19 protein-coding genes, 1 tRNA gene and 1 pseudogene are annotated in these 21,305 nt (G+C 72.2%); 10 read left to right on the top strand and 11 right to left on the bottom strand.

Going from position 1 to position 21,305, the window contains the following annotated elements:
* Window positions 1-4: 4 nt before the first annotated feature.
* From ACO06A_RS05095 to ACO06A_RS05085, 3 genes and pseudogenes are all read right to left on the bottom strand, one after another.
* Window positions 5-1,090 carry a DUF4190 domain-containing protein gene (locus tag ACO06A_RS05095; protein WP_421734960.1) on the bottom strand — a complete coding sequence of 362 codons (1,086 nt, stop codon included), beginning with the start codon at window positions 1,088-1,090 and terminating at the stop codon, window positions 5-7.
* 184 nt (window positions 1,091-1,274) lie between these two features.
* Window positions 1,275-2,000, bottom strand: a complete 726-nt coding sequence (locus tag ACO06A_RS05090; RefSeq protein ID WP_421734959.1) for a hypothetical protein — start codon at window positions 1,998-2,000, stop codon at window positions 1,275-1,277.
* 66 nt (window positions 2,001-2,066) lie between these two features.
* Window positions 2,067-2,626 (bottom strand): annotated as a pseudogene (locus ACO06A_RS05085) (IS3 family transposase); the annotation flags it as partial.
* A gap of 156 nt (window positions 2,627-2,782) precedes the next feature.
* Between ACO06A_RS05085 and ACO06A_RS05080 the strand changes: the two are divergent.
* From ACO06A_RS05080 to ACO06A_RS05070, 3 genes are all read left to right on the top strand, one after another.
* Window positions 2,783-2,855: transfer RNA gene (locus ACO06A_RS05080), tRNA-Lys, on the top strand.
* Window positions 2,856-3,125: 270 nt separating this feature from the next.
* On the top strand, window positions 3,126-3,254 hold the full coding sequence (locus ACO06A_RS05075; protein ID WP_421734958.1) for a hypothetical protein: 129 nt from the start codon (window positions 3,126-3,128) through the stop codon (window positions 3,252-3,254).
* Between the two features lie 76 nt (window positions 3,255-3,330).
* Window positions 3,331-3,783 (top strand): hypothetical protein, encoded by a 453-nt coding sequence (locus ACO06A_RS05070; RefSeq protein ID WP_421734957.1) that lies wholly within the window; start codon window positions 3,331-3,333, stop codon window positions 3,781-3,783.
* A 21-nt stretch (window positions 3,784-3,804) separates the two neighbouring features.
* Here the strand turns inward: ACO06A_RS05070 and ACO06A_RS05065 are convergent, their stop codons facing one another.
* The 3 genes from ACO06A_RS05065 to ACO06A_RS05055 all read right to left on the bottom strand — a co-directional run bounded on the left by ACO06A_RS05065 (window position 3,805) and on the right by ACO06A_RS05055 (window position 9,658).
* Entirely contained in the window at window positions 3,805-5,139 is a 1,335-nt protein-coding gene (locus tag ACO06A_RS05065; RefSeq protein ID WP_421734956.1) for a DUF4214 domain-containing protein, read from the bottom strand.
* Between the two features lie 110 nt (window positions 5,140-5,249).
* Complete coding sequence (locus ACO06A_RS05060) at window positions 5,250-7,703, bottom strand: carboxypeptidase regulatory-like domain-containing protein (protein ID WP_421734955.1); 2,454 nt, start codon at window positions 7,701-7,703, stop codon at window positions 5,250-5,252.
* Between the two features lie 176 nt (window positions 7,704-7,879).
* Window positions 7,880-9,658, bottom strand: coding sequence for a bifunctional metallophosphatase/5'-nucleotidase (locus tag ACO06A_RS05055; protein WP_421734954.1), 1,779 nt, complete (start codon window positions 9,656-9,658; stop codon window positions 7,880-7,882).
* A gap of 128 nt (window positions 9,659-9,786) precedes the next feature.
* Between ACO06A_RS05055 and ACO06A_RS05050 the strand changes: the two genes are divergently transcribed.
* Window positions 9,787-10,164, top strand: a complete 378-nt coding sequence (locus tag ACO06A_RS05050; RefSeq protein WP_421734953.1) for an HNH endonuclease — start codon at window positions 9,787-9,789, stop codon at window positions 10,162-10,164.
* Here the strand turns inward: ACO06A_RS05050 and ACO06A_RS05045 are convergent.
* Entirely contained in the window at window positions 10,148-11,473 is a 1,326-nt protein-coding gene (locus ACO06A_RS05045; RefSeq protein WP_421734952.1) for a GNAT family N-acetyltransferase, read from the bottom strand. The genes ACO06A_RS05050 and ACO06A_RS05045 overlap by 17 nt on opposite strands.
* Before the next feature lie 82 nt (window positions 11,474-11,555).
* On the opposite strand from ACO06A_RS05045, the gene ACO06A_RS05040 reads away from it, so the two are divergent.
* Genes ACO06A_RS05040 through ACO06A_RS05025 form a run of 4 tightly spaced genes read left to right on the top strand, consistent with a single transcriptional unit; the run spans window position 11,556 to window position 15,099 of the window.
* Window positions 11,556-12,020, top strand: coding sequence for an SRPBCC domain-containing protein (locus tag ACO06A_RS05040; protein WP_421734951.1), 465 nt, complete (start codon window positions 11,556-11,558; stop codon window positions 12,018-12,020).
* Window positions 12,017-12,337 carry an ArsR/SmtB family transcription factor gene (locus tag ACO06A_RS05035; RefSeq protein WP_421734950.1) on the top strand — a complete coding sequence of 107 codons (321 nt, stop codon included), beginning with the start codon at window positions 12,017-12,019 and terminating at the stop codon, window positions 12,335-12,337. Before ACO06A_RS05040 ends, ACO06A_RS05035 begins: the two co-directional genes overlap by 4 nt.
* A 40-nt stretch (window positions 12,338-12,377) precedes the next feature.
* Window positions 12,378-14,066 (top strand): SulP family inorganic anion transporter, encoded by a 1,689-nt coding sequence (locus ACO06A_RS05030; protein ID WP_421734949.1) that lies wholly within the window; start codon window positions 12,378-12,380, stop codon window positions 14,064-14,066.
* 46 nt (window positions 14,067-14,112) lie between these two features.
* Complete coding sequence (locus tag ACO06A_RS05025; RefSeq protein WP_421734948.1) at window positions 14,113-15,099, top strand: aldo/keto reductase; 987 nt, start codon at window positions 14,113-14,115, stop codon at window positions 15,097-15,099.
* A 4-nt stretch (window positions 15,100-15,103) separates the two neighbouring features.
* On the opposite strand, the gene ACO06A_RS05020 is transcribed toward ACO06A_RS05025, so the two are convergent.
* Window positions 15,104-16,594: an MFS transporter gene (locus ACO06A_RS05020; protein WP_421734947.1), complete on the bottom strand. Its 1,491-nt coding sequence runs from the start codon at window positions 16,592-16,594 to the stop codon at window positions 15,104-15,106.
* A 135-nt stretch (window positions 16,595-16,729) separates the two neighbouring features.
* Between ACO06A_RS05020 and ACO06A_RS05015 the strand changes: the two genes are divergently transcribed.
* A complete protein-coding gene (locus tag ACO06A_RS05015) occupies window positions 16,730-17,329 on the top strand; it encodes a TetR/AcrR family transcriptional regulator (protein WP_421734946.1) in 600 nt (199 codons plus the stop codon).
* Here the strand turns inward: ACO06A_RS05015 and ACO06A_RS05010 are convergent.
* From ACO06A_RS05010 to ACO06A_RS05000, 3 genes are all read right to left on the bottom strand, one after another.
* Window positions 17,326-17,700 carry a hypothetical protein gene (locus ACO06A_RS05010; RefSeq protein WP_421734945.1) on the bottom strand — a complete coding sequence of 125 codons (375 nt, stop codon included), beginning with the start codon at window positions 17,698-17,700 and terminating at the stop codon, window positions 17,326-17,328. The two genes, ACO06A_RS05015 and ACO06A_RS05010, sit on opposite strands and share 4 nt — an antisense overlap.
* Window positions 17,701-17,866: 166 nt before the next feature.
* Window positions 17,867-19,318 (bottom strand): hypothetical protein, encoded by a 1,452-nt coding sequence (locus ACO06A_RS05005; protein WP_421734944.1) that lies wholly within the window; start codon window positions 19,316-19,318, stop codon window positions 17,867-17,869.
* On the bottom strand, window positions 19,315-19,875 hold the full coding sequence (locus ACO06A_RS05000; RefSeq protein ID WP_421734943.1) for a sigma-70 family RNA polymerase sigma factor: 561 nt from the start codon (window positions 19,873-19,875) through the stop codon (window positions 19,315-19,317). The genes ACO06A_RS05005 and ACO06A_RS05000 overlap by 4 nt, the downstream gene beginning before the upstream one ends.
* 206 nt (window positions 19,876-20,081) lie before the next feature.
* On the opposite strand from ACO06A_RS05000, the gene ACO06A_RS04995 reads away from it, so the two are divergent.
* Window positions 20,082-21,296, top strand: a complete 1,215-nt coding sequence (locus tag ACO06A_RS04995) for a toxic anion resistance protein (protein WP_421734942.1) — start codon at window positions 20,082-20,084, stop codon at window positions 21,294-21,296.
* The last annotated feature ends 9 nt before the right edge of the window (window positions 21,297-21,305 follow it).

Below are 21,305 nucleotides of genomic sequence, written 5' to 3'. Positions count from 1 at the left end.
TCGACTACTCCGGTCCCGTGACCGATCCGTCGAGCACCGACCCCCGCAGCGACGGGGAGTCGGTCGCCACCGCGCAGTACGCCGTCGTCGCACCCTCCGACCAGTCGCCCGGGTGCGGGAAGCTCACGTCCGTCCAGACGGTCCACTCGTCGAGAAGGCCCGGCGCGGCGCGCTCGATCTGCTCCGCGCATTGCTCGAACGCGCGGTCGAACCCGGCATCCGCCGGGTCCGCGGACGCGTCGACCGGACCCGACAGCGGGAGGACCGCCACGATCTCCAGAGCGTGTGCCTCGCCGCAGCCCACCGGATCGGCTGTGCCGAGGTCCCACGAGTTCGGGTACTCGCCCAGGCAGTCGCCGACGACGAGATCCGACCGCAGCGTGTAGTCGGGAAGCTCGTCCCCGTAGGCGAAGTCGCCGACCACACCAGGCGGGCCGGACGACGCCCACACCGCGAGCCACACCCAACCGATGCACACGAGGGTGCTCACTGCACCCACGACCACACCGGCGATCGCCATCCCGCGACCCTTCGTGCCGCGCCGCCGGATCCTGCGCAGCGCACCGATCCCCAGGCCCACACCGACGGGCCCGGGAGCTCCTCCGAGCACCAGCAGACCCGCGATGCTGGTCACGAGCGAGGCGATCGCCAGACCGTCCGTCGGCGGCTCGACGACGCCGCCGTAGCCGAAGAACGGCCCCGATGCTCCGGGCGTGCCGTACGGCTGCGGCCCACCGTAGGCAGCGGGGCCCCCGTACGACGGCTGCGGCGCACCGTACGGAGCGGGCGAGCCGTACGCGGGAGGCTGCGCGTACGGGGCGGCCTGACCGTAGGCGGCGGCCGGCGGGTACATGCCCGGCTGCGCGTACGGGCCGGGCTGGCCGTAGAGCGGGGCGGGGAGGAACGGCTGGGGTGCAGCGGGCGGGCCGAAGGGTGACGCAGCCCCTGTGCTCGGCGGCGCGTACGGAGACGTCGCCTCCGCAGAGGAGCGGGGCTCGTCCACCACCCGCGCGACGTCGACCGCCGGGCGAGGGCCGCCCGGCAGGGCGAACGGCGTCCCGCTCGGCTCGTGTCCCGTCTGCTCACTCATCCGGCGCACGGTAGCGGAGGTCGCGGTCGGTGCGCGGGGGCTTCCGGCGGCGTTCACCCGCACGCCGAATCGTCCGGCTGATCCGCGGCCGGACGCCCTCCCCCCGGGGGCGGCCGAGGAGGGCTTCGTCGTTCGCGCTGGTACGCGGTACGGCGTCGGCGGCCGCGGACGAGCAGCGCGATGCCTACCCAGATCGCATCCACGTGATGGCCCGAGAGCTGCACGGCGACGAACGCGAGGCTGCCTGGACCCGGATCACCACCGCGGTCCCACGGTTCGCCCGCCTACCAGACGAAGACGGACCAGGAGCGCCCGTTATTCTCCTCGAAAGGCGCGGGCCTCTGCCGACCGGCCCGGCCCCGACCCGATGCGCGTGACGACTGCGTCCTCGAACACATGCTGCAGTCCGGAGAGCGGCTTGTACGCCGCGGGCCTCCGCGGCTGCCACGAACGCGTCAGCGCGCGAGGCCGTGACGAGCTCGGTCGCGCTGATCGTGTCCACGAGAACGGTCGTGGCTCTCGTCTCGAAGGTCTTGCGCACCGATGCGTCCACCTTGACCCGCTCGGGCTTGCGGGCGACCGTCTGGATCTGCGCTTGGTCGGAGATCGTCAGCTCGAGCCGGTCCGGGACGCCCGCGGTGGAGACTGAGCCCGCTGACTGCAAGACGGTTCCTGCGCCCACGGCGGCAGCGACGATGAACGCCGTGACGATGAGCAGGACGCGCGAGCCTCGCAGCGGCTTCCGACGGGAACGCACGGCGGCGGTCAGTCCCACAGCGACCAGCACCAGGGCGGCGATCCACAGGACCGCAGCACCGTCGGGCAGCGCGAGCGACAGTGGAACCATCGCCGCTGCGGCGAGCAACGGCACGACGACTGGCGCTCGGTCGCGTAGGGACTGGGTGGGCATGGTTGCTCCTCCCTGAGTGAGTAGCTCCTCGTTGTCGAGGGGCTCGCGCACCGAAAACTAGCGGACGAACTGACGCTCGACGAGGTCGTCGTGCACCGGTGGCCCGGGCTTGCGACCGGCGCCGCGCTTCTTGGCGTGCGCGGAGTAGATCCGCTGCGCCGAGCACGGCCGCTGCACCCGGTTACGGCCGGCGGTGATGCCACGTTCGGGCAGCTCGTCGGCGATGAACCGGTAGCCGAACTCCGGGTCGTCATGGTGGATGTCGATCGCGGCGTTGACTAGGTGCGCGTCGGACCAGTCCCGGTCGCTGACCGGGTGAGCGCGCCAGGCGTAGTACGCCTGCTTGGAGAACCCGAGCACCCGGCAGGTCGCCGCGACGGGGATCCCGTCCGCGGCCAGGTCACCGACCAGCGGGTACATCATTTTGGGAGGACGTCCCGGGCGAAGTAGGCCGTCGCTCGGCGCAGGATCTCGTTCTCCTGCTCGACCTGCTTGAGCCGGCGCCGCAACTCGCGCACATCACCATCCTCAGCAGGTGGTGGCGTCGTGGTGGGACGACCCGAGGCCCGGGCCTCGTCTCTGTCGGCGATCGCCAACCAGCGACCCAGACAGGACTCCGAGATCCCGGGGGTGGCTTTCGTCGTACCCGCCCGCGTCGTGATCTCGCAGCTCGTCCTCGCGTATGGTCTGACACCAGCGAGGGGCGACGTGCCGCCCCGGAACGGCTGCGAACTACATCGTGGTTGTACCGAGGGTTCCGTCAGTTATTCCGCCCCTCCCCCGGGCCTCTAGCTCAATTGGCAGAGCAGCGGACTTTTAATCCGCGGGTTGTGGGTTCGATCCCCACGGGGCCCACACCTACACCGCGGGCGCGCACGCGACCAGGCATGCCAGAGATGCGGCCGATACCGGTTCATCCACGACGTCGACGATGCCGCCGACGGGCGAGATCCACCCGGCCGGCTGTCGCGTTCTCCTGTGAACCGCCGCGGCGCGTCCGATGGGAGGGGTAGGGCAGTCGGCGCATCCGCGTGGTGGAGGACCGGCTGTGCGAACGGTCAACGGCGTTCCGGCAACGAGGCCGGCGATGCCATCACCGACGCGAAGAGGGGTACTGCCATGACGGTGAGCACCGGACCCGAGAACGAGGAGCGCCCGCCCGGCGAGGTGCCGGCGTTGCCGACGGGGTTCGGGCACCCCGCTGCGCGCCGCTCGGTCCCGACGGATCTGAGGTACGAGCTCGTTGCCGCGTGAGGTCCCACCGTGCCCGAGTCGATCACTACGGTTGCCACGTGAGGACGAACCGCGACGACGACCAGGGTGTGATCAGGTGACGGCACGGGTCGGGCCGGCTCGGTGGCGGATCGTGACGCCGTACGGGAAGTTCGTCTACCTGTTCCTCGCGTCGATCGCCGTCGCGGCGGTCACTGTCACTGCGTCCCTGACGATGGGTTCGTGGGCGGGGTCGCTCGCGTCGGTGCCCCTGCAGCTGCTCGTCGTCGGGTTCGCCGCGCGCAACTTCCGGGACGCCGAGATCGAGTCGCTCGAGGCGCCGCGGGAGTGGTGGCGGATGACCGCACGACCCCTGTCCGGCTTCGTCTTCGGCGCGCTCTTCCTCGTGCAGGCGGTCTGGGTCACGCCTCCCGCGTTCCGGGAGCCAGACGCGTGGGCCGTCGTGCTCGGCGTGCTGACGTGCGGGCTCCTGGGAGCCGCCCTGATCCGATCGTCGCTGCGGCTACGAGCGGACGTGAGCGGGAGGTCTGCCGGGCTCAGCCTGACCTGACCTCCCCGCCGAAGGACCCCGTCACGTCCGCGTGGCTCGGTCCCTGAACTCCTGGCTGGCGAGGATGCCGGCCACGATCTCCTCGGCCCGAGCGCCGCGCTGGAGGCGGTCGACCCACCACGCCACGCCGGCACCTTCGCCGTGTCGACCGAGGTACGCGAGGTAGTAGCCGTCGACGACCGCGGCCAGGTGCTCCGTGGACATCGTGAAGCCGAGCGCCACGTCGTACCGCGTCGCGCCACCCGACAGCCGGCCGGTCCAGAACCCCACCTCGGCCGGGCTCGGGGCGCGGCCGAGCACGGCCCGGTAGAGCGACGCGATCCACCCCTCACGAGTGGCGCCTGCGCGCAGGTAGCTCTCGTCGGAGGCGAGGAATCCTGCCTCCATCTGTTGGATCTGCATCCCGGTGTTCATCCGGCTCAGCCAGAACGCGAGGCCGTACTCGTCGGGGAACCGGTCGAGGTACTGGCGGTAGGCGGACCGGACCAGCCTGGTCCGGAACTCCGTGGAGGACGTGATCGCGTCGGACACCGCGGAGTACGGGGTGCCGCTGCGCAGGGCGGTGGTCCAGGTGGCCAGACCGGTGGGGTCCGGCGAGCGCTGGAACAGAAGGGAGTAGACCGATGCGACGTAGGCCGCGACGGGGTCGATCGGCGTGCTACCCGGGGCGACGAGCGGCACCCGGATGGTGCGGAAAGGTCCACCCCAGAGCGAGGTGTGCACCTGGATCGACCGCGCCTCGCTCGGCAGGTTCGCGGGGAGCCGGACGTCGATCTCCGACCAGGTCGAGAACGGCAGGGAGATCGCGTCGTAGTGGGTGGAGAGCGCACGGCCGTCGGCGTCGAGCACGTCGGCACTGGTGGCGGTCTGGAAGGTGCCGCCGGTGCCGGTCAGGCGCACCGTGCCGCCGGCTCCCACCGCCGCCGGAGCCGTCACGAACGACTGGAATGCCGAGCTCGGGTGGATCGGCTGCAACGTGACGTCGGTCGTGGTCGAGCTCGGGTCCGGCTGGACGATGACGTGAAGGGTGAGCTCGTCGCGCGCCCCGGTCGCGTGCACCCAGACCTGGTACGCGGAACCCGGGTTGGCCGCGACGCATCTCCCGGTCGCACTGGCGGCCATCTCGGCGGGGTCCAGCACGAGGGTCCACCCCTCCAGATGCATCAGGTCCGGCGTGCCCGTGGTGATGCAGTCGCCGGGAGACGCGCTGGGCGACATCCCGAGGGTCGCGGTCGCCGGGTCCGCGTCGGTGCTCACGGGGAACGTGAACCGGACCGTCGCCGCGGAGGACGACACCGCGTACGTCGCGGTGGAGTCGAAGAAGCCGCCCCAGGCGTACGACGTGCTTGTGGCCACCGGTGCACCGAGGTCGACCGTGACCCGACCGAGCGCCTCGGCACTGGCCGGTCCTGGGACGAGCGCGAGAGCAAGGCTCGCAGTCAGGACGGCGACCACCCCGCGTCGGCTCACCAGCGCGGCGAGGGGCTCGTGAGCACCGAGGTGCTCAACCCGAACGGTGCCGAGACCGGGTGCAGGACCGGCGGCGCGACGTAGGTGAACCGCGCCCAGGTGGTCGAGCGGCCCGCCGGGGTGCTGACCGTGACGCGGACGACGCTCGCTCCGTGCTTGGGCACGACGACCGCCAGCGTGGTGCTGCTCAGGACGGTGACCCGGCCGGTGGTGACGGTGCCGAAGGAGACCGTGGTCTTACCCTTCACGAAGTTCTTCCCCGTGAGCACGGTCAGGGTCCCGCCGGTCGACAGGCCGACGTTCGGTGTGGCCCGCGTGACGACGGGCAGCGCGCCGGCCGGGGCGGCGACCGTGTGCGTGACCTGGGCGGACGAGGCGCCGTAGGTGGCGTCGCCGGCGAAGGTCGCGGAGACCGTGTGCGCCCCGGCGCCGAGGGTCGACGTGCTGAGCACCGCCGATCCGCCGACGACGGGGACGGTGACCGGTGCGGCGCCGTCCACGACGAACGCGACGGACCCGGTCGGCGCCGCGGCCGAGCTGGTGACCGTGGCGGTGAACGCGGCGGCAGCCCCGACGGGGGTCGACCCGCTCGGGCCGGTGAGCACCAGGCTCGTCGGGACCTTCGCGTAGGTGTACGCGGCGGGAGCGCTGGGCTGCCCCTGCGTGGTCACGACGACGTCGACCGGTCCGGCGGCGTGCGCGGGTGCGGTGGCGACCAGCGAGTCCGGGCCCTGGACCGCGACGGTCGCAGCGGCGCCACCGAACGTGACCGTGGTGTCCGGCCCGAACCCGGTGCCGGTGATCGCGACCTGCTCGCCGCCGAGGACCGTGCCGGACGCGGGGGCCAGCGTGGCGATGGTCGGGGGAGCGGCGCCCGGCACGTAGTCGACGTCGGCCCCGGCGGTGCCGTAGGTGGCGTCTCCGCTGTAGGCCACCTCGACCCACGGGTAGGTGCCCTGGTCGACGGCCTCGAACGTCAGCGTGGCGTGGCCCGTGGCGTCGAGGTCGGCGTCGGCGAAGAAGACGTCGCGCGCGAGGGTGTTACCCACCGTCACGGAGCCTGTGGGGACTCCCTGCCCGCCGGTGACGGTGACGTCGATCGTGAAGGGCTCACCGATGACCGGCGGGTGGGCGGCCGTCGCGACGAGGGTCGCCGTGGCGGAGCCCTTCGCGCCGGCGTGGATCACCACACCGTCGGTGGCTCCGCCGGCCGCCAGCACCACGGGCGTGGCCTGGCTGGGCCGGGTAACCCCGGACGTCGCGGCGTAGTAGGTGCGCACGATCGCCGGCGTGCCCCACCCGAGCGCCGAGACGCGGTACGTGCCGGGGCCGAGGAGGTTGATCTCGAACGAGCCGTCTGCACCGGTGGTCGCGCCGTTCTGGTCGTCGTCCGACACGGCCTTGACGCTCGCGCGGGCGAGCGGGGCGCCGTCCGGGCCGAACACGGTGCCCGAGATCGTGGCGCCCTGCAGCAGCGTCATGTCGTCGAGGAGGACCGTCGCCGCATCGGCGACGTGCACGAGCTCGGCGTCGTCCCAGTCCGAGGTCCCGGGGTAGACGACCCCCACGAGGTTGCTGCCCCAGTCGGACGCGGCGTACACGGTGTAGTCGCCGTCGGGCAGTCCCGTGGCCGAGTAGGTCCCGTCGGCGGCTGTCGTCGTGCCCGTGCCGCCCTCGCCGGCCACCGGGGAGACCCACACCTCGATGCCGCCCCGAGGCGCGCCACCGGGCGCGAGGACGCGACCCGAGATCGTCCCGCCACGAGCGAGCACGGCGTCGTTCAGGGTGACCGAGGCGCCCGACGCGAGCGTGAGGACGGTCTGGGTGTCGGCGGTCCGCGCGTCGTCGTAGAGCTCCGAGACCCACCCGGAACCGCTCGGTGGAGTGAACGACACGCGCCACTCGCCCGGACGCAGACCGTCCGCGGTGAACGTGCCGTCGGCACCGGTCGTCACGGTCGAGTACACGGAGGCCACGGACTGGAGCTGGACGCTGGCCCCCGGGATCGCGGTGCCGTCGGTGCCGACCACCCGGCCGGTGATCGTCGCGGGGCGGTCGAGCGCGGCGTCGATCCCCGTGACGTCGGCCGAGGACACGGCGATCCGCGTCGGGTTCCACACGACCGCGTTGTCGAAGGCCTCACCGAGCAGGGGGCTGCCCGCCGGCGGCCGGAACGTGACGGTGTACGAGCCGGGAGGCAGGGCGGAGGTGGTGTAGTGACCCGCCGCGTCCGTCGTCGTCACCCCGGGGAACACGTACGGGGAGACCCAGACCTCGATGCCCGGCGCCGGTGCACCGGTGTCGTCGGTGACCGTGCCGGAGATCGTGTACCCCGCCGGGTCGTCCGCCAGCGCGCCGGCGGGCGCGAGCGTGCCGACACCCAACAGCGTCACGAACGCGGTGAGGAGTCCGGCGAGCCGACGGACGGTCGGACGCGACGACGGTGTCATGCGAGTGCTCCCTGCGAGTCGAGCGCCCCCTGACATCCGGCGCGGGTGAAACGTACCGGTTTGCCCGCGACGTCGGAGGCAGTTCGGTGGACGTTCACCCGAGCAGGCGACAGGGGGTCCCGGCTCACGGGCGCGCTCGCCTCGACCCCTTCCAGAGCTCGGTCAGCCGACCGCCGTCACGGCACCACCGTGATCCGGTTCTGCGGGCCGGGGCCCTTCGGTCCGGCGCCCAGGTACGCCGCCAGCGAGTCGACGTCGAAACCGGGTGCGGTCACGCGGTCGGTGGCGACCGTGAGGTTGGTGAACCCGTCACCCCCGTTGGCGAGGAAGTCGTTGGTGGTGACCCGGTAGGTGCCGGCAGGGTCGATCGGCGTGCCGTTCAGCGCCAGGTTGCTGACCCGGCTCCCGAGCGCCGCGGACGAGGAGTAGGTGTACGTGAATCCCGCGGACACCTGGAGGATCTTCGTGGTCGTCTGCCCGGCGTAGCCGACGAACTGCTGCTCGAGGACCTCCTTGAGCTGCGCGCCGGTGAGCGTCACCGTGGCCACCAGGTTGTTGAACGGCTGCACGGTGAACACCTCGCCGTACGTCACCTGGCCGGGCGCCTCGCCCCCGGGCGAGCTCGTGTAGATGAGGTCCGCACGGATGCCCCCGGGGTTCATCAGCGCCAGCTGCACCCCGGCCGAGGTCGTGTAGGCGACCATGCCGTCGGCGATGACGTCGCCCAGTGCACTCTCGCCGGCGGCGTTGCCCGTGCGGGTGATGTCCGCGGTGATCGACCCGACGACCCGGTTGGCGAGCGGCGCCACCGCGGTCCGGTACTTGTCGGCGATCGCCTTGGCCGCGGGGTCGACCGTGGCGGGGTTGCGGACGTACACGCCGGGAGCGGACTGCTGCCAGGTCCCGTCCGGGTTCTTGACCCCGTTCTCGACGATCAGGTTGTGGGCGTCGGCGGCGACGATCTTCTTCGTCTTCTTGTCGAGGGTCATGCTGATGTCGGTGAGGATCGTGCCGTTGCTGCCGGCGCTGGTCACGACGGTCGACGCGCCGGACGAGTTGGGCAGCGCGCAGGTGTAGGACCGGTGCGTGTGGCCGCTGACGACCACGCCGTAGGCCGGGTCGAGCTGCGACACGATGTCGGTGACGGCGCCCGAGAACCCGGTGCACCCGCTGGGGTCCAGGGGGGCGGGCCCGTTCTGCTGCCCGCCCTCGTGCAGCAGCAGGACGATCGACTTCACCCCGAGCCACTTGAGCGCGCGGGCGTACTTGTTGGCCGTCGTCGCCTCGTCGAGGAAGTTGACGTTCGTGATCCCGGCGGGGTTGACGATGGCCGGGGTCCCCTCGAGCGTCATCCCGACGAAGGCCACCTTCACGCCGCCGACGTTCTCGATCGTGAACGGCTTGAGGATCGGCAGCCCGCTCTTCTTGTAGACGACGTTCGCCGCGAGCATCGGGTAGTCGGCCCCGGCGAACCCGTCACCGTCCTGGCACCCGTCGACCGGGTGGCAGCCGCCCTGCTGCAGGCGGAGGAGCTCGGGCACGCCCTCGTCGAACTCGTGGTTGCCGACGCTCGTCACGTCGAGCCCGAGCGAGTTCATCTCGTCGACCGTCGGCTCGTCGTGGAACGCCGCGCTCACCAGCGGGCTCGCGCCCACGAGGTCACCGGCCGCGACCGTGAAGCTGTAGCGGGACTCCTGCTCCTGCTCGGCCCGCAGCGTCTTGACCGCCGTCGCCAGGTACTCCACGCCACCGGCCGGGGTGCCGTTGACCAGCCCGCCGCTGCCCGTGGGTGGGTCGATGGCGCCGTGGAAGTCGTTGAAGGAGATGAGGTTGACGGTGACCGTCTTCGGCGACGGGTGCTTTCCGCCCGCGTGGGCCGGGATGGCGGTGGTCGAGACAAGTGCCAGGGCTGCCGCGGCGGCGGCGGCGAGCTGACGGCCGCGAACGATCTGCATGGGGGGCTCCTCGGGTCGGGCCGGACATCAGCCACCCTGCCCAGAATGGACCGGTTTGGGAAGAGGTGACCCCAGACCCGCCCTCGCGGGTGCGCGGGGAGCGCCTCCGGTCTGACTACCGTGACGTCATGCCGGCCAACCGCACCCGCCAGGCGCGGTACGCCACGCGTCGCAAGCGGCGCATGGCCGCCGTCCAGCACGACCTCAGCCCCGAGCAGTGGCAGGCGCTCACCGCGGCGTGGGGCGGGTGCGCGTACTGCGGGGCGAGCGACCGGCCGCTGCAGCGCGACTGCGTCCTGCCCATCTCGCGCGGCGGCCGCTACACGCTCGACAACATCGCCCCGGCGTGCGGCTCGTGCAACGCCAGCAAGTGCAACGACGAGGTCACCGGCTGGCTGCGGCGCAAGAAGCTCGACGAGCGGACGTTCCTCGAGCGGCACGTGCGGATCCAGGCGGAGCTCGCCGCGCGGTTCGACGACCGTGGGCCGGTCACGACGGGGGAGTGAACTGGCTCCCGCTGAACAGCGCGCCCTGCGGGTCCCGGATCGTCGTCGTGAGGGCCCACGGGGTGTCCTCGCGGTCCAGCACGGTGCCGCCGTGCGCGGTGGCCAGCGCGGCGGTCGCGTCCCGGTCGGCGACGGCGAACGTCACGTGCCAGTGCGGAGCCTCGCCCTCGGCCGGCGCGACCCACCCGATCGCGTCCTCGAACCCGGGCGGCACGGACACGCTGGCCTGACGCTCCCGGATGTCCGGGTCGGTGGTGGCCGCGAGGTGGTCGCCGTAGCCGGGCACGCGGATCATGGTGCCGAAGCCGAGGTCGGCGAACTCCCACCCGAACACCCGCGTGTAGAACGCGCTGGCAGGCTCGTCGCTGCGCAGGTCGCTGAAGTTCCAGGCGCCGGGCGCGTTGACGAGCTGCGCGCCGAGCCGCCGCTTCGGGTGCCAGAGCCGCAGCGGCACGCCCTGCGGGTCGGTGAAGCCGGCCCAGGTGCCGCCCTCGCCCGCGACGGTCGGACCGGTGGTCACGGCGCCCCCAGCGGCGGCGATCCGGTCGAGGACCGGCTCGAGGTCGTCGGCCGCCACGTACGTGTGCCAGCCAGGGTCGTCGGCTCCCTCGCCGATGCCCGCGACGTCGAGCCCGTCCACCTGAGCGATCACGTACCGCGGCGCCCCCGGCGGGCTGGCCTGGTGGAACGTCCAGCCGAGCACGGCGCCGTAGAACTCCAGTGCAGCATCGACGTCCCGCTGCTCGATGTCCACCCAGGACGTCACGCCCTGCGGGTAGGTCCGCTGCTGCTGCGCCATATGTCCAACGTAGGCGGCACCACCCACACCGAGCGAGAGCTCCAGCAGGGTGCAGGAGAAGTCGGCGAAGTCCACCTGCCCGACGGCCCGGAACCCGTGCGACTCGTAGTACGAGCGCAGCGCGGGGTTGGTGGTCCGGCAGTCGAGCCGGAGCAGCTCGACGCCGGCCGCGCGTCCCTGTGCCGCCGCCCAGTCCAGCAGGGCGGGGCCGAGCCGGCGACCGGCTGCGCGGCGGTCGACCATCAGGCCGTGCACGTAGGCCGCGGGGGTGTCGTCGTCGCCCCAGAAGTCGGGGTCCGTCCACAGCAGCCGGACCGTGCCGACGAGCCCGAGCGCGTCGTCGCGGACGACGTGCCACTCGCCGGCCTCGACCTGGGCGGCGATGCGCTCGCGGGGCAGGGAGCCCCGCGGCCACTGCACGGTTCCCCGCGCGGCCATCCAGTCCTCGAGCGAGCGGCGCAGGGCGTGGATCGCGTCGACGTCGGCAGGCACGGCGGGGACGGGAAGCACGTCTGCGACCGTACCGGTTGCAACCCGGGGGTTGCTCGTGCAACTCTGGAGTTGCACGCACTCACCGTCGAGAGGATCTCCCATGGCATCCGTCGACCCGCAGGCCACGATCGACACCGAGCGCTACGAGGTGACGCGCACCGTGCACATCCGCGCGACGCCGGAGCGGGTGTGGGACGCCCTGACGCGTGACGACCTGATCGCGCAGTGGTTCGGGAGCACCGCCGACCTGCCGGACCTGCGCGTCGGGGGCACGGGGACGTTCGGGTTCGAGGGCTACGGCGAGTTCCCGGTCCGCATCGAGGAGTACGACGAGCCGGTGGTGTTCGCCTTCACGTGGGGATCGCCGGGCGAGCCGCTGCGCGCCGACAACTCCACCCTGGTCCGGTTCACGCTCGTCGCCGACGGGGACGCCACGCTGCTGACGGTCGTGGAGTCCGGCTTCGACCTGCTGGCCCGGGACCCGCTGGTGGCGATGGAGGACAACCGCGGTGGCTGGACCGCCGAGCTCGACGAGCTGGTCACCCTCCTCGAGGGTGCGACATGAGCAGCCCCACGCTGGCGCCGGTGTTCGCGGCGCTCGCCGACGACACCCGGTGGCAGATCCTGGCCGAGCTCGGGCGCTGCGACCTGTCGGCGTCGGCCCTGGCCACCCGGCTGCCCGTCACGCGGCAGGCGATCGCCAAGCACCTCGCGCTGCTCGCCGACGCGGGGCTGGTGGAGCCGGTGCGGGCCGGGCGCGAGATCCGCTACCGCGCGCTCGGCGCCCGGCTGTCCGAGACGGCCCGCGCGCTCGAAGCCCTCGGTGCCGAGTGGGACCGCCGGCTGGCGGTGATCACGCGGCTGGCGGAGGAGCGGTCCTGAGGGACTGACGCCCGCGCGGCCCCGTCGCTAGTGTCCAGACATGGCTGCGAAGCGTCGCCGCTGGTCCGAGCACGTGCCGATCGTCGGCGTGCTGCGCACCTACGACCGTCGGTGGCTGCGTACCGACGTGGCCGCGGGTGTCGCGGTCGCGGCGCTGATCGTGCCCAAGAACCTCGGCTACGCGGGGATCGCGGGCATCCCGCTCCAGAACGGCCTGTACGCCGCCGCGGCCGGTGCGATCCTCTACGCGATCTTCGGCACCAGCCGGCAGATCTCCACGGGGCCGAGCTCCGGGCTGGCCGCGGTGGCCGCCAGCGCCGTGCTCGCCGCCGGGCTCACGGGCACCGACGTGGCCTCGTTCGTCGCGGGGATCACCCTCGTCTCCGGCATCGTGTTCGTCGTCCTCGCGGTGCTCAAGATGGGCTGGATCGCGCAGTTCCTGTCGCGGGCCGTGGTGACCGGCTTCCTGTTCGGCGCCGCGATCGACGTGGTCATCGGCGAGCTGCCCAAGCTCACCGGGACGAGCACCTCGGGCTCCACCCCGCCGCAGGAGCTGTGGTCCTGGCTCGGCACGCTGGGGGACGCGCACCCGGCGACCCTCCTGGTCGGCGTCGTCTCGCTGGTCACGGTCTTCGGGCTGCGGCGCATCGCCCCGCGCGTGCCCGGCGCGCTCGTCCTGGTGGTCGGCGGGCTGCTGGCCAGCTGGCTGCTCGACCTGGGGGACCGCGGCGTCGCGCTGGTCGGCGACGTGCCCCGCGGGCTCCCCTCGGTCGTCGTGCCCGATCCGGCCCTGCTTCTCGACCACGTGGCGACCGTGGCGCTCGCCTCCGTCGCGCTCGTCATGATCGGGTTCTCGCAGACCGCGGGCGACGCGCGCACGTTCGCCGCCCGGCACCACTACCGGGTCGACATCGACCAGGAGTCGCTCGCCCAGGGGGCCGCCAACGTGGGTGCCGGCCTGGTCCAGGGCATGCCGGTGTCCACCAGCCTGTCGGCGAGCTCGCTGAACGACCGCACCGGCGCGCGCACCCCCGTCGCGTCGCTCACGTCGGGCGCGATGGTCCTGCTCACCCTGCTGCTGCTGGCGCCCCTGTTCTCCGGGCTGCCGAAGGCGGTGCTCGCGGCGATCATCATCGAGGCCGTCGTCATGGGGATGATGGACGTGCCCGCCATGCGCAGGCTGTTCCGGGTGCAGCGGTTCGACTTCTGGATCGCGATGGTGGCGCTGGTGAGCACGCTGGTGGTCGGCGTGCTGGCGGGGGTGCTCGTCGGGATCGGGCTCTCGCTCCTGTGGCTGGTCTCGGTGACCACGCGCCCCTCCCTGCCGGTGATGGTGCGCGAGCCGGGGACGCAGGTGTTCCGTGAGCTCGGCGAGCACCCGGACGACGAGCAGGAGCCGGGCATCGCGGTGCTCCGCATCGACGGCGGCCTGTTCTTCGCCACCGCCGACGCGCTGGAGGACCGGGTGCGCGAGGTCGCCGACGCTGTCCCGGGACTGACGGCGATCGTGATCGACTGCGGCGCGATCACCTTCGTCGACGCCCAGGGTGCCGGGGTGCTGCACGAGGTGCTGGACCTCGCCGCCGACCGAGAGCTGGCCGTCAGGCTGGCCCGGGTCAAACCGTCGGTGCGGGCGACGCTCGCCCGCGACGGCATCGTCGAGCGGGTCGGGGTCGACCGGTTCCACGGCAGCGTGCACCGCGCGGTCGAGGCGCACCGGAACGGGTAACGACAGGGCCTCCCTCGTCCGCCGCGACCGTCGTACGGTCGGTCGCATGGACACACGCACACTCGGAAGCGACCTGGTGGTCTCGGCGATCGGCCTGGGCTGCATGGGCATGAGCCAGAGCTACGGACCCAACCCCGGCGACCGCGACGACATGATCGCCGTGCTGCGCGGGGCGGTGGACCGCGGCGTCACGTTCTTCGACACCGCCGAGGTGTACGGGCCGTTCGTCAACGAGGAGCTGGTGGGCGAGGCCCTGGCGCCCGTCCGGGACCGCGTCGTCATCGCCACCAAGTTCGGCTTCGACATCCGGGACGGGAAGTCGGTCGGCGTGAACAGCCGGCCCGAGCACATCGCGGCGGTGGCCGACGCCTCGCTCCAGCGGCTCGGCATCGACGTGATCGACCTCTACTACCAGCACCGCGTGGACCCGGACGTGCCCATCGAGGACGTCGCGGGCGCGGTCAAGGAGCTGATCGCCGCGGGCAAGGTCCGGCACTTCGGGCTGTCCGAGGCGGGCGCCGCGACCATCCGCCGCGCGCACGCCGTGCAGCCGGTGACCGCGCTCCAGAGCGAGTACTCGCTGTGGACCAGGGACCCCGAGGCCGAGGTGCTGCCGGTGCTCGAGGAGCTGGGGATCGGGTTCGTCCCGTTCAGCCCGCTGGGCAAGGGGTTCCTCACCGGCACCGTCGACACCACGACGACGTTCACCGACAAGGACATCCGCACGACCATCCCGCGCTTCACCGAGGAGAACCGGCAGGCCAACCAGGCCCTCGTCGACCTGGTGACGGCCGTGGCGTCGCGCAACGGAGCGACGCCGGCGCAGGTGGCGATCGCGTGGCTGCTGGCCCGCAAGCCGTGGATCGCGCCCATCCCCGGCACCCGCCGCCTGAGCCGGCTCGACGAGAACCTCGGTGCCGCGCGGCTCGCGCTGAGCACCGAGGACCTCGCCGAGCTGACCCAGGCCGCCGACCGGGTCGGCGTGCACGGCAACCGCTACAACGACGCCGGCATGGGCATGGTCGGCCTGTAGGAGGTCAGTGCGCGAGCACCGGCTCCCCGTGGACGGCGGCCGGTGCCGCGTCGGCCAGGCGGGCGGCCCGGTCGGCGCGGGTGCGGAACAGGGTCGCGGTGAGGACCGCGCCGAGCAGGAAGATCCCCGCGGACCACGAGTACGCCACCGAGAAGCTGTGGATGGCTGCGTCGGTCATCACCTGCGGCGTGGCGGGCGAGTGGTCCGTGAGGTAGGCCGTGGCGGCCGTCGCCGCCAGGGTGTTGAGCACCGCGGTGCCGATCGCCCCGCCCACCTGCTGGCTGGTGGAGACCATCGCGGAGGCTGCGCCGGCCTGGCGCGGTGCGATCCCGAGCGTCGCGATCTGGAACGACGCGGGCATGATCGAGCCCATCGCGATACCCATGGCGATCAGCCCGACGACGACGTGGCCGTAGCTGCTGGTCGCGTCCAGGGTCGTGAACCAGACCATCGCGGCCGCGCCGACCGTCATGCCGACCGGCACCAGGAGCTTGGGTCCGAACCGCGGCACCAGGATGTTCGACTGCACCTGCGCGGTGATGATGATGAAGACCACCATCGGCAGGAACGCGGTGCCGGTCTGCATCGGGGTGTACCCGAGGGTCAGCTGCAGGTAGTACGTGAGGAAGAGGAACACCCCGAACATCCCGGAGCCCGCGACGAGGATGGCCAGGAACCCGGCGCCACGGTCGCGGTCGAGGACGATCTCCAGCGGGAGCAGCGGGTACTCGGCGGTGCGCTGGCGGCGGACGAAGGCGACCAGCAGGACGACGCTGGCGGCCAGCGAGCCCCAGACCACCGGAGCGTCCCAGCCCTGCGGCTCGGCCTGCGAGAACCCGAACACGAGGGCGAACAGGCCGGTGGAGGCCAGGACGACACCGGGCACGTCGAACCGGCTGCGGTGCGTGACCTCCGTGCGAGAGAGCAGGACGCTGCCCGCGACGAACGCGACGACGGCGATGAGCACGTTGACGTAGAGGTTCCAGCGCCAGTTGAAGTTCTCGGTGAGGTAGCCGCCGAGCAGCAGGCCGATGGCGCCGCCCATCCCGGCGATCGCGCCGAAGACCCCGAACGCGCGGGCACGCTCCTTCGGGACGGTGAACGTGGTGGTCAGGACGGAGAGGGCGGCGGGTGCGAGTACCGCCGCGAAGACGCCTTGCAGAGCGCGGGCGGCGATGAGCAGCTCGAAGCTCTGGGCGGCACCGCCGAGGGCGGACGCCAGGGCGAACCCGACGAGCCCGACGAGGAACATGCGGCGGCGGCCGAACATGTCGGCGAGCCGGCCGCCGAGCAGCAGCAGGCTGCCGAAGGCGAGCGCGTAGGCGGTGACCACCCACTGGCGGTCGTTGTCGCTGAACCCGAGGTCCGCCTGGGCGGAGGGCAGCGCGATGTTCACGATGGTCGCGTCGAGCACGACCATCAGCTGGGCGAGGGCGACCGTCGCGAGGACGAGCCAGCGCTGCCGGCTCTCCGGTGCGGTGGTGACTGTGGACATGGGGATGCTCCTGGGACGTCGTGGTCGGTGGAGCGAGAGTAATATGGAACCGAGGAGTTTCGGAACCCCTCAGTCTCGATTTGTTTCAGCGCTACGCTGGCAGCCGAATCAGCAGCAAGGAGAAGGAGCATCGTGGTGGACGGGTCGACGACGACCGCGCGCCGTCCGGGTCGACGACGCGACGGGTCGAAGGACGACGCGATCCTCGTCGCGACCCGCGAGCTGCTCGCCGAGCGCGGGTACGACGGCATGACGATGGACGCCGTCGCCGAGCGCGCCGGGGCGGGCAAGGCGACGGTCTACCGCCGCTGGCCGTCCAAGGTGCAGCTCACGGTCGACGCCGTCGTCTGCATGCGGGGCGTCGCGCCGACGGCCGACGAGATCCCCGACACGGGGTCGCTGCGCTCCGACCTGCTCGCCGTCCGCTTCGGCAAGCCGCGCACGGACGACTCCGAGCTCATGTCCGGCCTGTGGTCCGCGGTGAGGGAGAACCCCGAGGTCGCCGCCGTCTTCCACGAGCAGTTCGTGCGCTCCCGGGTCGGTCTGATGCGCGGGCTGCTGGAGCGAGCGGAGGCCCGCGGGGAGCTGCGCCCGGACATCGACCTGGAGATGGTCGCCGCCGTCGCGCCCGCGATGATCGCCTACCGCAAGATGGTCGCGGGCCAGAAGATCGACGACGAGTTCGTGGTGCAGATGATCGACACCGTCATCCTGCCGCTGGCCACGGGCCGCTAACGCTCCGCCAGCACCCTCGCCTTGGCCGCCGCGTACTCGGCGTCGTCCAGGTGACCGTCACGGTGCAGCGCGCTCAGCCGCTCCAGCCGGGTGGTGACGTCGATGTCGTCGGTCGGCGTCCCGTGCGCGTGACGCGTGCGCTGGAACGTCTCGGCGCCCTCCTTGGCGGCGGACGTGGCGCCCTTGACCAGCGCGACGCCGGTCTCGCCGACGACGACGACGGCGGTGGCGCTCTTCGACGTCAGCGACTCCTTGGTGGTCTCGCTCAGCGGCAGCTTGCCGATGCCGGTGGCCATGAGGCGCTGAACGTCGTGCGCGATCCCCAGCCGCTGCAGGCGGTCCTCGAGCGATCCTGTGTCCTCGGTCGACATGTGTACCCCTCTGCTCGTCGGCGTGCCCTGACCGCATCCTCTCAGGCGGCGGCCAGCGGGGTCACCGTCCCCGCCGAGCCGCGGTACGTCGCACCGGTAACGAGCAGGTCACTGAGATCGTCGAGGAACGGGCCGACATGGACGGTGCTGGTGCGGGCACATCACCTCACTGGCCGACGGTGAACCCCATGAGCACGTGCTCCCACCCCTCGGTGGCGGGCTCTCCCTCGAGCGTGGAGAGCTCCGTCACGGCCCCCGTGGTCACGTCCGTGCTGATCGTGCGCTGCCGGCCCGCCTTCCCGTGGCCCACGTAGCAGCCGTTGAGGTCGGCGATCACGGAGCCGCCGCCGCGCTGGAAGCCGTACGAGTGGTCGTACGGACCCCACTGCCCGGTGAGCGGCGAGATCACGCCGTCGGCGAGCACGGCCGGGTCGCCGGCGCCGTCGCACGGTGGCTCCTGGGTGATCACGCCCAGCACGACGCGGCCGTCCGGCAACGGCGTCGCGCCGACCACGGGGTGCTCCGACGTCGCGAGCAGACGCGCAGGGGTCGCCGGGTGCGTCGCGTCGAACGACAGCAGGTCGGCCGGCGTGCCGCAGGAGAGCAGGAGCTCGTGCGGACCCGACCAGCCGCCGACCGCGCATGTCCGGTCCGTCGGGACCGTCGAGACCGGCGAGGCTTCGCCCGACCGGAGGTCGACGAGCTCCAGGCGGCCGTCGGGGCCGGTCGCCGACACCCACCGGCCGTCGGGACTGAGCGACGTGGCGTACGCGGAGTCGTCGATCGCGCCGAGGTCGCGCTGCGCGCCGTCGGCCTCCCGGACGAGCAGGTGGAACTCCGCGCCCCAGGTGGACATGCGCATCTGGGGCCCGAGCACGTTCCGTGGCGCCGGGACCGCTCTCTCGGGGAGCTCGCTGAAGTCCGTCTGCGGAACCGCCCACACGGTCGTCCCGTCGGGGGTCCCGCCGATCCACATCGCGCTGAGCGGGAAGTCCGGCCACGGCTGCAGGTCACCCGTGCGCAGGTCGAGCTGGCCGATCACGTCGACGGGCCGGTCCTCCAGGTAGTTCGTCGTGGTGGCGAGGACGAGCGGCTGGCCCGCGGTCCACCAGAACACATTGAGCCCGGTGCGGACGCTCGTCTCGAGTGCCGGGTACCGCTCGCCCGACGGGGAGACGATGACGAGCCGGTTGCGGTACGCGTCGGCCGGGGCGTCGTAGGGGTCCGTGCCGACGCGCGTCTGGTTGTCGGTCACGAGCATCCAGCCGGCGGTGCTGCTCCCGACGAGGCCGTCGGCCAGCGGAAGCGGCTCGCCGACGTGCACCGGCGCGGCCGCGGGCGGCGTCGGCGTGGGTGATGCCGTGGGTGTCGGGCTCTGGGTCGGGCTGACCGCGGGGATCGGGTCCCGGTCGGCCCGATGGGTGCCCAACCAGGCCGTCGCGCCGAGCACACCGACCAGCGCGACGCCGCCCACGCTCTGCACGGAGTTCCGGACGGCCCGCCGCCGCCGCACGCGCCGCACCGTCCCGGCCAGGATCCCTGCGCTCGGGGTCGCCCCCGACCGCCTGCGCTCGACGGCCACCTCGGTCTCGGCCAGCAGCTGTCCCAGGTCGCTCACGAGCGGTCTCCTCTTCGTGTGCCGTCGACCAGCCGCACGGTCGACCGGCCGTCGGCCTCCGGGTCCGTGGTCGCACCCAGCCAGCGCTGCATCGCGGTGGCGGCGTCGGACGTGTACCTCTTGACGGCGCCCTGGCTCAGTCCGAGCTGCTCGGCGGTCTGGGCGACCGACAGGTCCTCGAGGTGCCGGAGCACGACGCAGGCCCGCTGGCGGGGAGTGAGCCGGGCGAGCGCGGCCAGGACGTCCCGCTCGAGCCCGGGGAGCACCGTCTCCACGGGTGTCTCCGGGTGACCGGCCACCCGGTCGGTGGCGCGTCGCTCGCTCGCCGCCGTCCGTGCGCGGTCGATGGACCGGGTGGCGATGGCACGGCGCACGTACGCCTCGGCCTGGGCCAGGGTGGTGAACCGCGCGCGGCTGGAGAAGGTGGCGACGAGCGCGTCCTGCACCAGGTCCTCCGCCTCGGCGGGCGTCGCCGCCAGCAGCGTCGCGCGGGCCAGCAGCGCGGGCCACCGCTCCTGCACCAGCTGGGCCAGCAGGCCCTCCCACCGCGCGCTCATCGGCCCCCTGCCTGATGTCGTGTGCCCGCACGTCGGGCTACACCTGGAGAACGGAGCCTGGCAGAGATCGGTTGGTCACCGGGCCGGAACGGTCCCCCGTGCTACTGTCCGCAACAGGACGCTTGACCATCCACTTGACCATTCCATGACCATTGCAAGGCGCAGCTCGACCGCCCTCTGCGACGACCTGGACGTGAAGGACGACGATGACTGAGGCAGCCCCCCTCCAGCCCCCCGCGCCGCAGTCGGTGTTCGCGCTCGAGGCTCCCACCCCGATGGCTCCCGTGGCGGCCACGCAGGCGCCCGCGATGGCCCCGCAGATCCCCGAGTCGGCATTGCCGGGTCTCGACGCCAAGGTCAACTCCTACGTCGACGGCCTCATGAAGGCCCAGGTGGGATCGCCGGAGCTGGCCAGCAAGGCCGACGACATCCGACTCATGGGCGACGCCGACATCCGCGCGGCCGCCGACACCTCGAACCGGCTGCTCCAGATGCCCGTCAAGGAGCTCCGCGAGGGCGGCGTCTCGGGCACGTCGCAGGTGAGCAAGTCCCTGCTGGACCTGCGCAAGACGGTCGAGAGCCTGGACCCCAGCGAGGCCACGATCGGCAAGAAGCTGCTCGGGCTCATCCCGTTCGGCGACTCGCTGACCGACTACTTCCGCCGGTACGAGAGCTCGCAGAAGCAGATCGACGCGATCGTCCGCGCGCTGTACAACGGCCAGGACGAGCTGCGCAAGGACAACGCGGCGCTCAACCTGGAGAAGCAGCACCTCTGGGACACGATGGCCCGCCTGCACCAGTACATCTACGTCGCGGAGTCGCTGGACACGCGCGTGTCGACGGCCATCGCGGAGCTCGACGCCACCGATCCCGCACGGGCCAAGGCGCTGCGCGAGGACGTCCTGTTCTACGTGCGCCAGAAGCACCAGGACCTGCTGACCCAGCTGGCCGTCTCGATCCAGGGCTACCTGGCGATCGACATCATCATCAAGAACAACATCGAGCTCATCAAGGGCGTCGACCGCGCCACGACCACCACGGTGGCCGCGCTGCGTACGGCCGTCATCGTCGCGCAGGCGCTGAACAACCAGCGGCTGGTGCTCGACCAGATCACCGCCCTGAACGCCACGACGACCGGGCTCATCGCGTCGACCGCCAAGATGCTCAAGGAGCAGTCGGCCGGCATCCAGGAGCAGGCCGCGCAAGCCACCGTCGGGCTGCCGCAGCTGCAGCAGGCGTTCACGGACATCTACGCGACCATGGACTCCATCGACAGCTTCAAGGTCAAGGCCCTCGACTCGATGGCCACCACCATCGGCGTGCTCGAGACCGAGACGACGAAGGCGCGCACCTACCTCGACCGCGTCAAGCGCGCGGACACCACCGACGTCGCCAGCGGTTCGCTCGATCTCGGCACGTAGGCGCCACAG

The organism is Cellulomonas sp. (assembly GCF_965229465.1).
GTDB lineage: Bacteria > Actinomycetota > Actinomycetes > Actinomycetales > Cellulomonadaceae > Cellulomonas.
This window is presented reverse-complemented; position numbering and strand designations above follow the sequence as displayed.

Bases quoted from the DNA above. Each gene is read 5' to 3' on its own strand.
- ACO06A_RS05095 (WP_421734960.1), bottom strand. From the start codon at position 1,090: ATGAGTGAGCAGACGGGACACGAGCCGAGCGGGACGCCGTTCGCCCTG.
- ACO06A_RS05090 (WP_421734959.1), bottom strand. From the start codon at position 2,000: ATGCCCACCCAGTCCCTACGCGACCGAGCGCCAGTCGTCGTGCCGTTG.
- ACO06A_RS05060 (WP_421734955.1), bottom strand. From the start codon at position 7,703: ATGACACCGTCGTCGCGTCCGACCGTCCGTCGGCTCGCCGGACTCCTC.
- ACO06A_RS05055 (WP_421734954.1), bottom strand. From the start codon at position 9,658: ATGCAGATCGTTCGCGGCCGTCAGCTCGCCGCCGCCGCCGCGGCAGCC.
- ACO06A_RS05050 (WP_421734953.1), top strand. From the start codon at position 9,787: ATGCCGGCCAACCGCACCCGCCAGGCGCGGTACGCCACGCGTCGCAAG.
- ACO06A_RS05040 (WP_421734951.1), top strand. From the start codon at position 11,556: ATGGCATCCGTCGACCCGCAGGCCACGATCGACACCGAGCGCTACGAG.
- ACO06A_RS05035 (WP_421734950.1), top strand. From the start codon at position 12,017: ATGAGCAGCCCCACGCTGGCGCCGGTGTTCGCGGCGCTCGCCGACGAC.
- ACO06A_RS05030 (WP_421734949.1), top strand. From the start codon at position 12,378: ATGGCTGCGAAGCGTCGCCGCTGGTCCGAGCACGTGCCGATCGTCGGC.
- ACO06A_RS05025 (WP_421734948.1), top strand. From the start codon at position 14,113: ATGGACACACGCACACTCGGAAGCGACCTGGTGGTCTCGGCGATCGGC.
- ACO06A_RS05020 (WP_421734947.1), bottom strand. From the start codon at position 16,594: ATGTCCACAGTCACCACCGCACCGGAGAGCCGGCAGCGCTGGCTCGTC.
- ACO06A_RS05010 (WP_421734945.1), bottom strand. From the start codon at position 17,700: ATGTCGACCGAGGACACAGGATCGCTCGAGGACCGCCTGCAGCGGCTG.
- ACO06A_RS05000 (WP_421734943.1), bottom strand. From the start codon at position 19,875: ATGAGCGCGCGGTGGGAGGGCCTGCTGGCCCAGCTGGTGCAGGAGCGG.
- ACO06A_RS04995 (WP_421734942.1), top strand. From the start codon at position 20,082: ATGACTGAGGCAGCCCCCCTCCAGCCCCCCGCGCCGCAGTCGGTGTTC.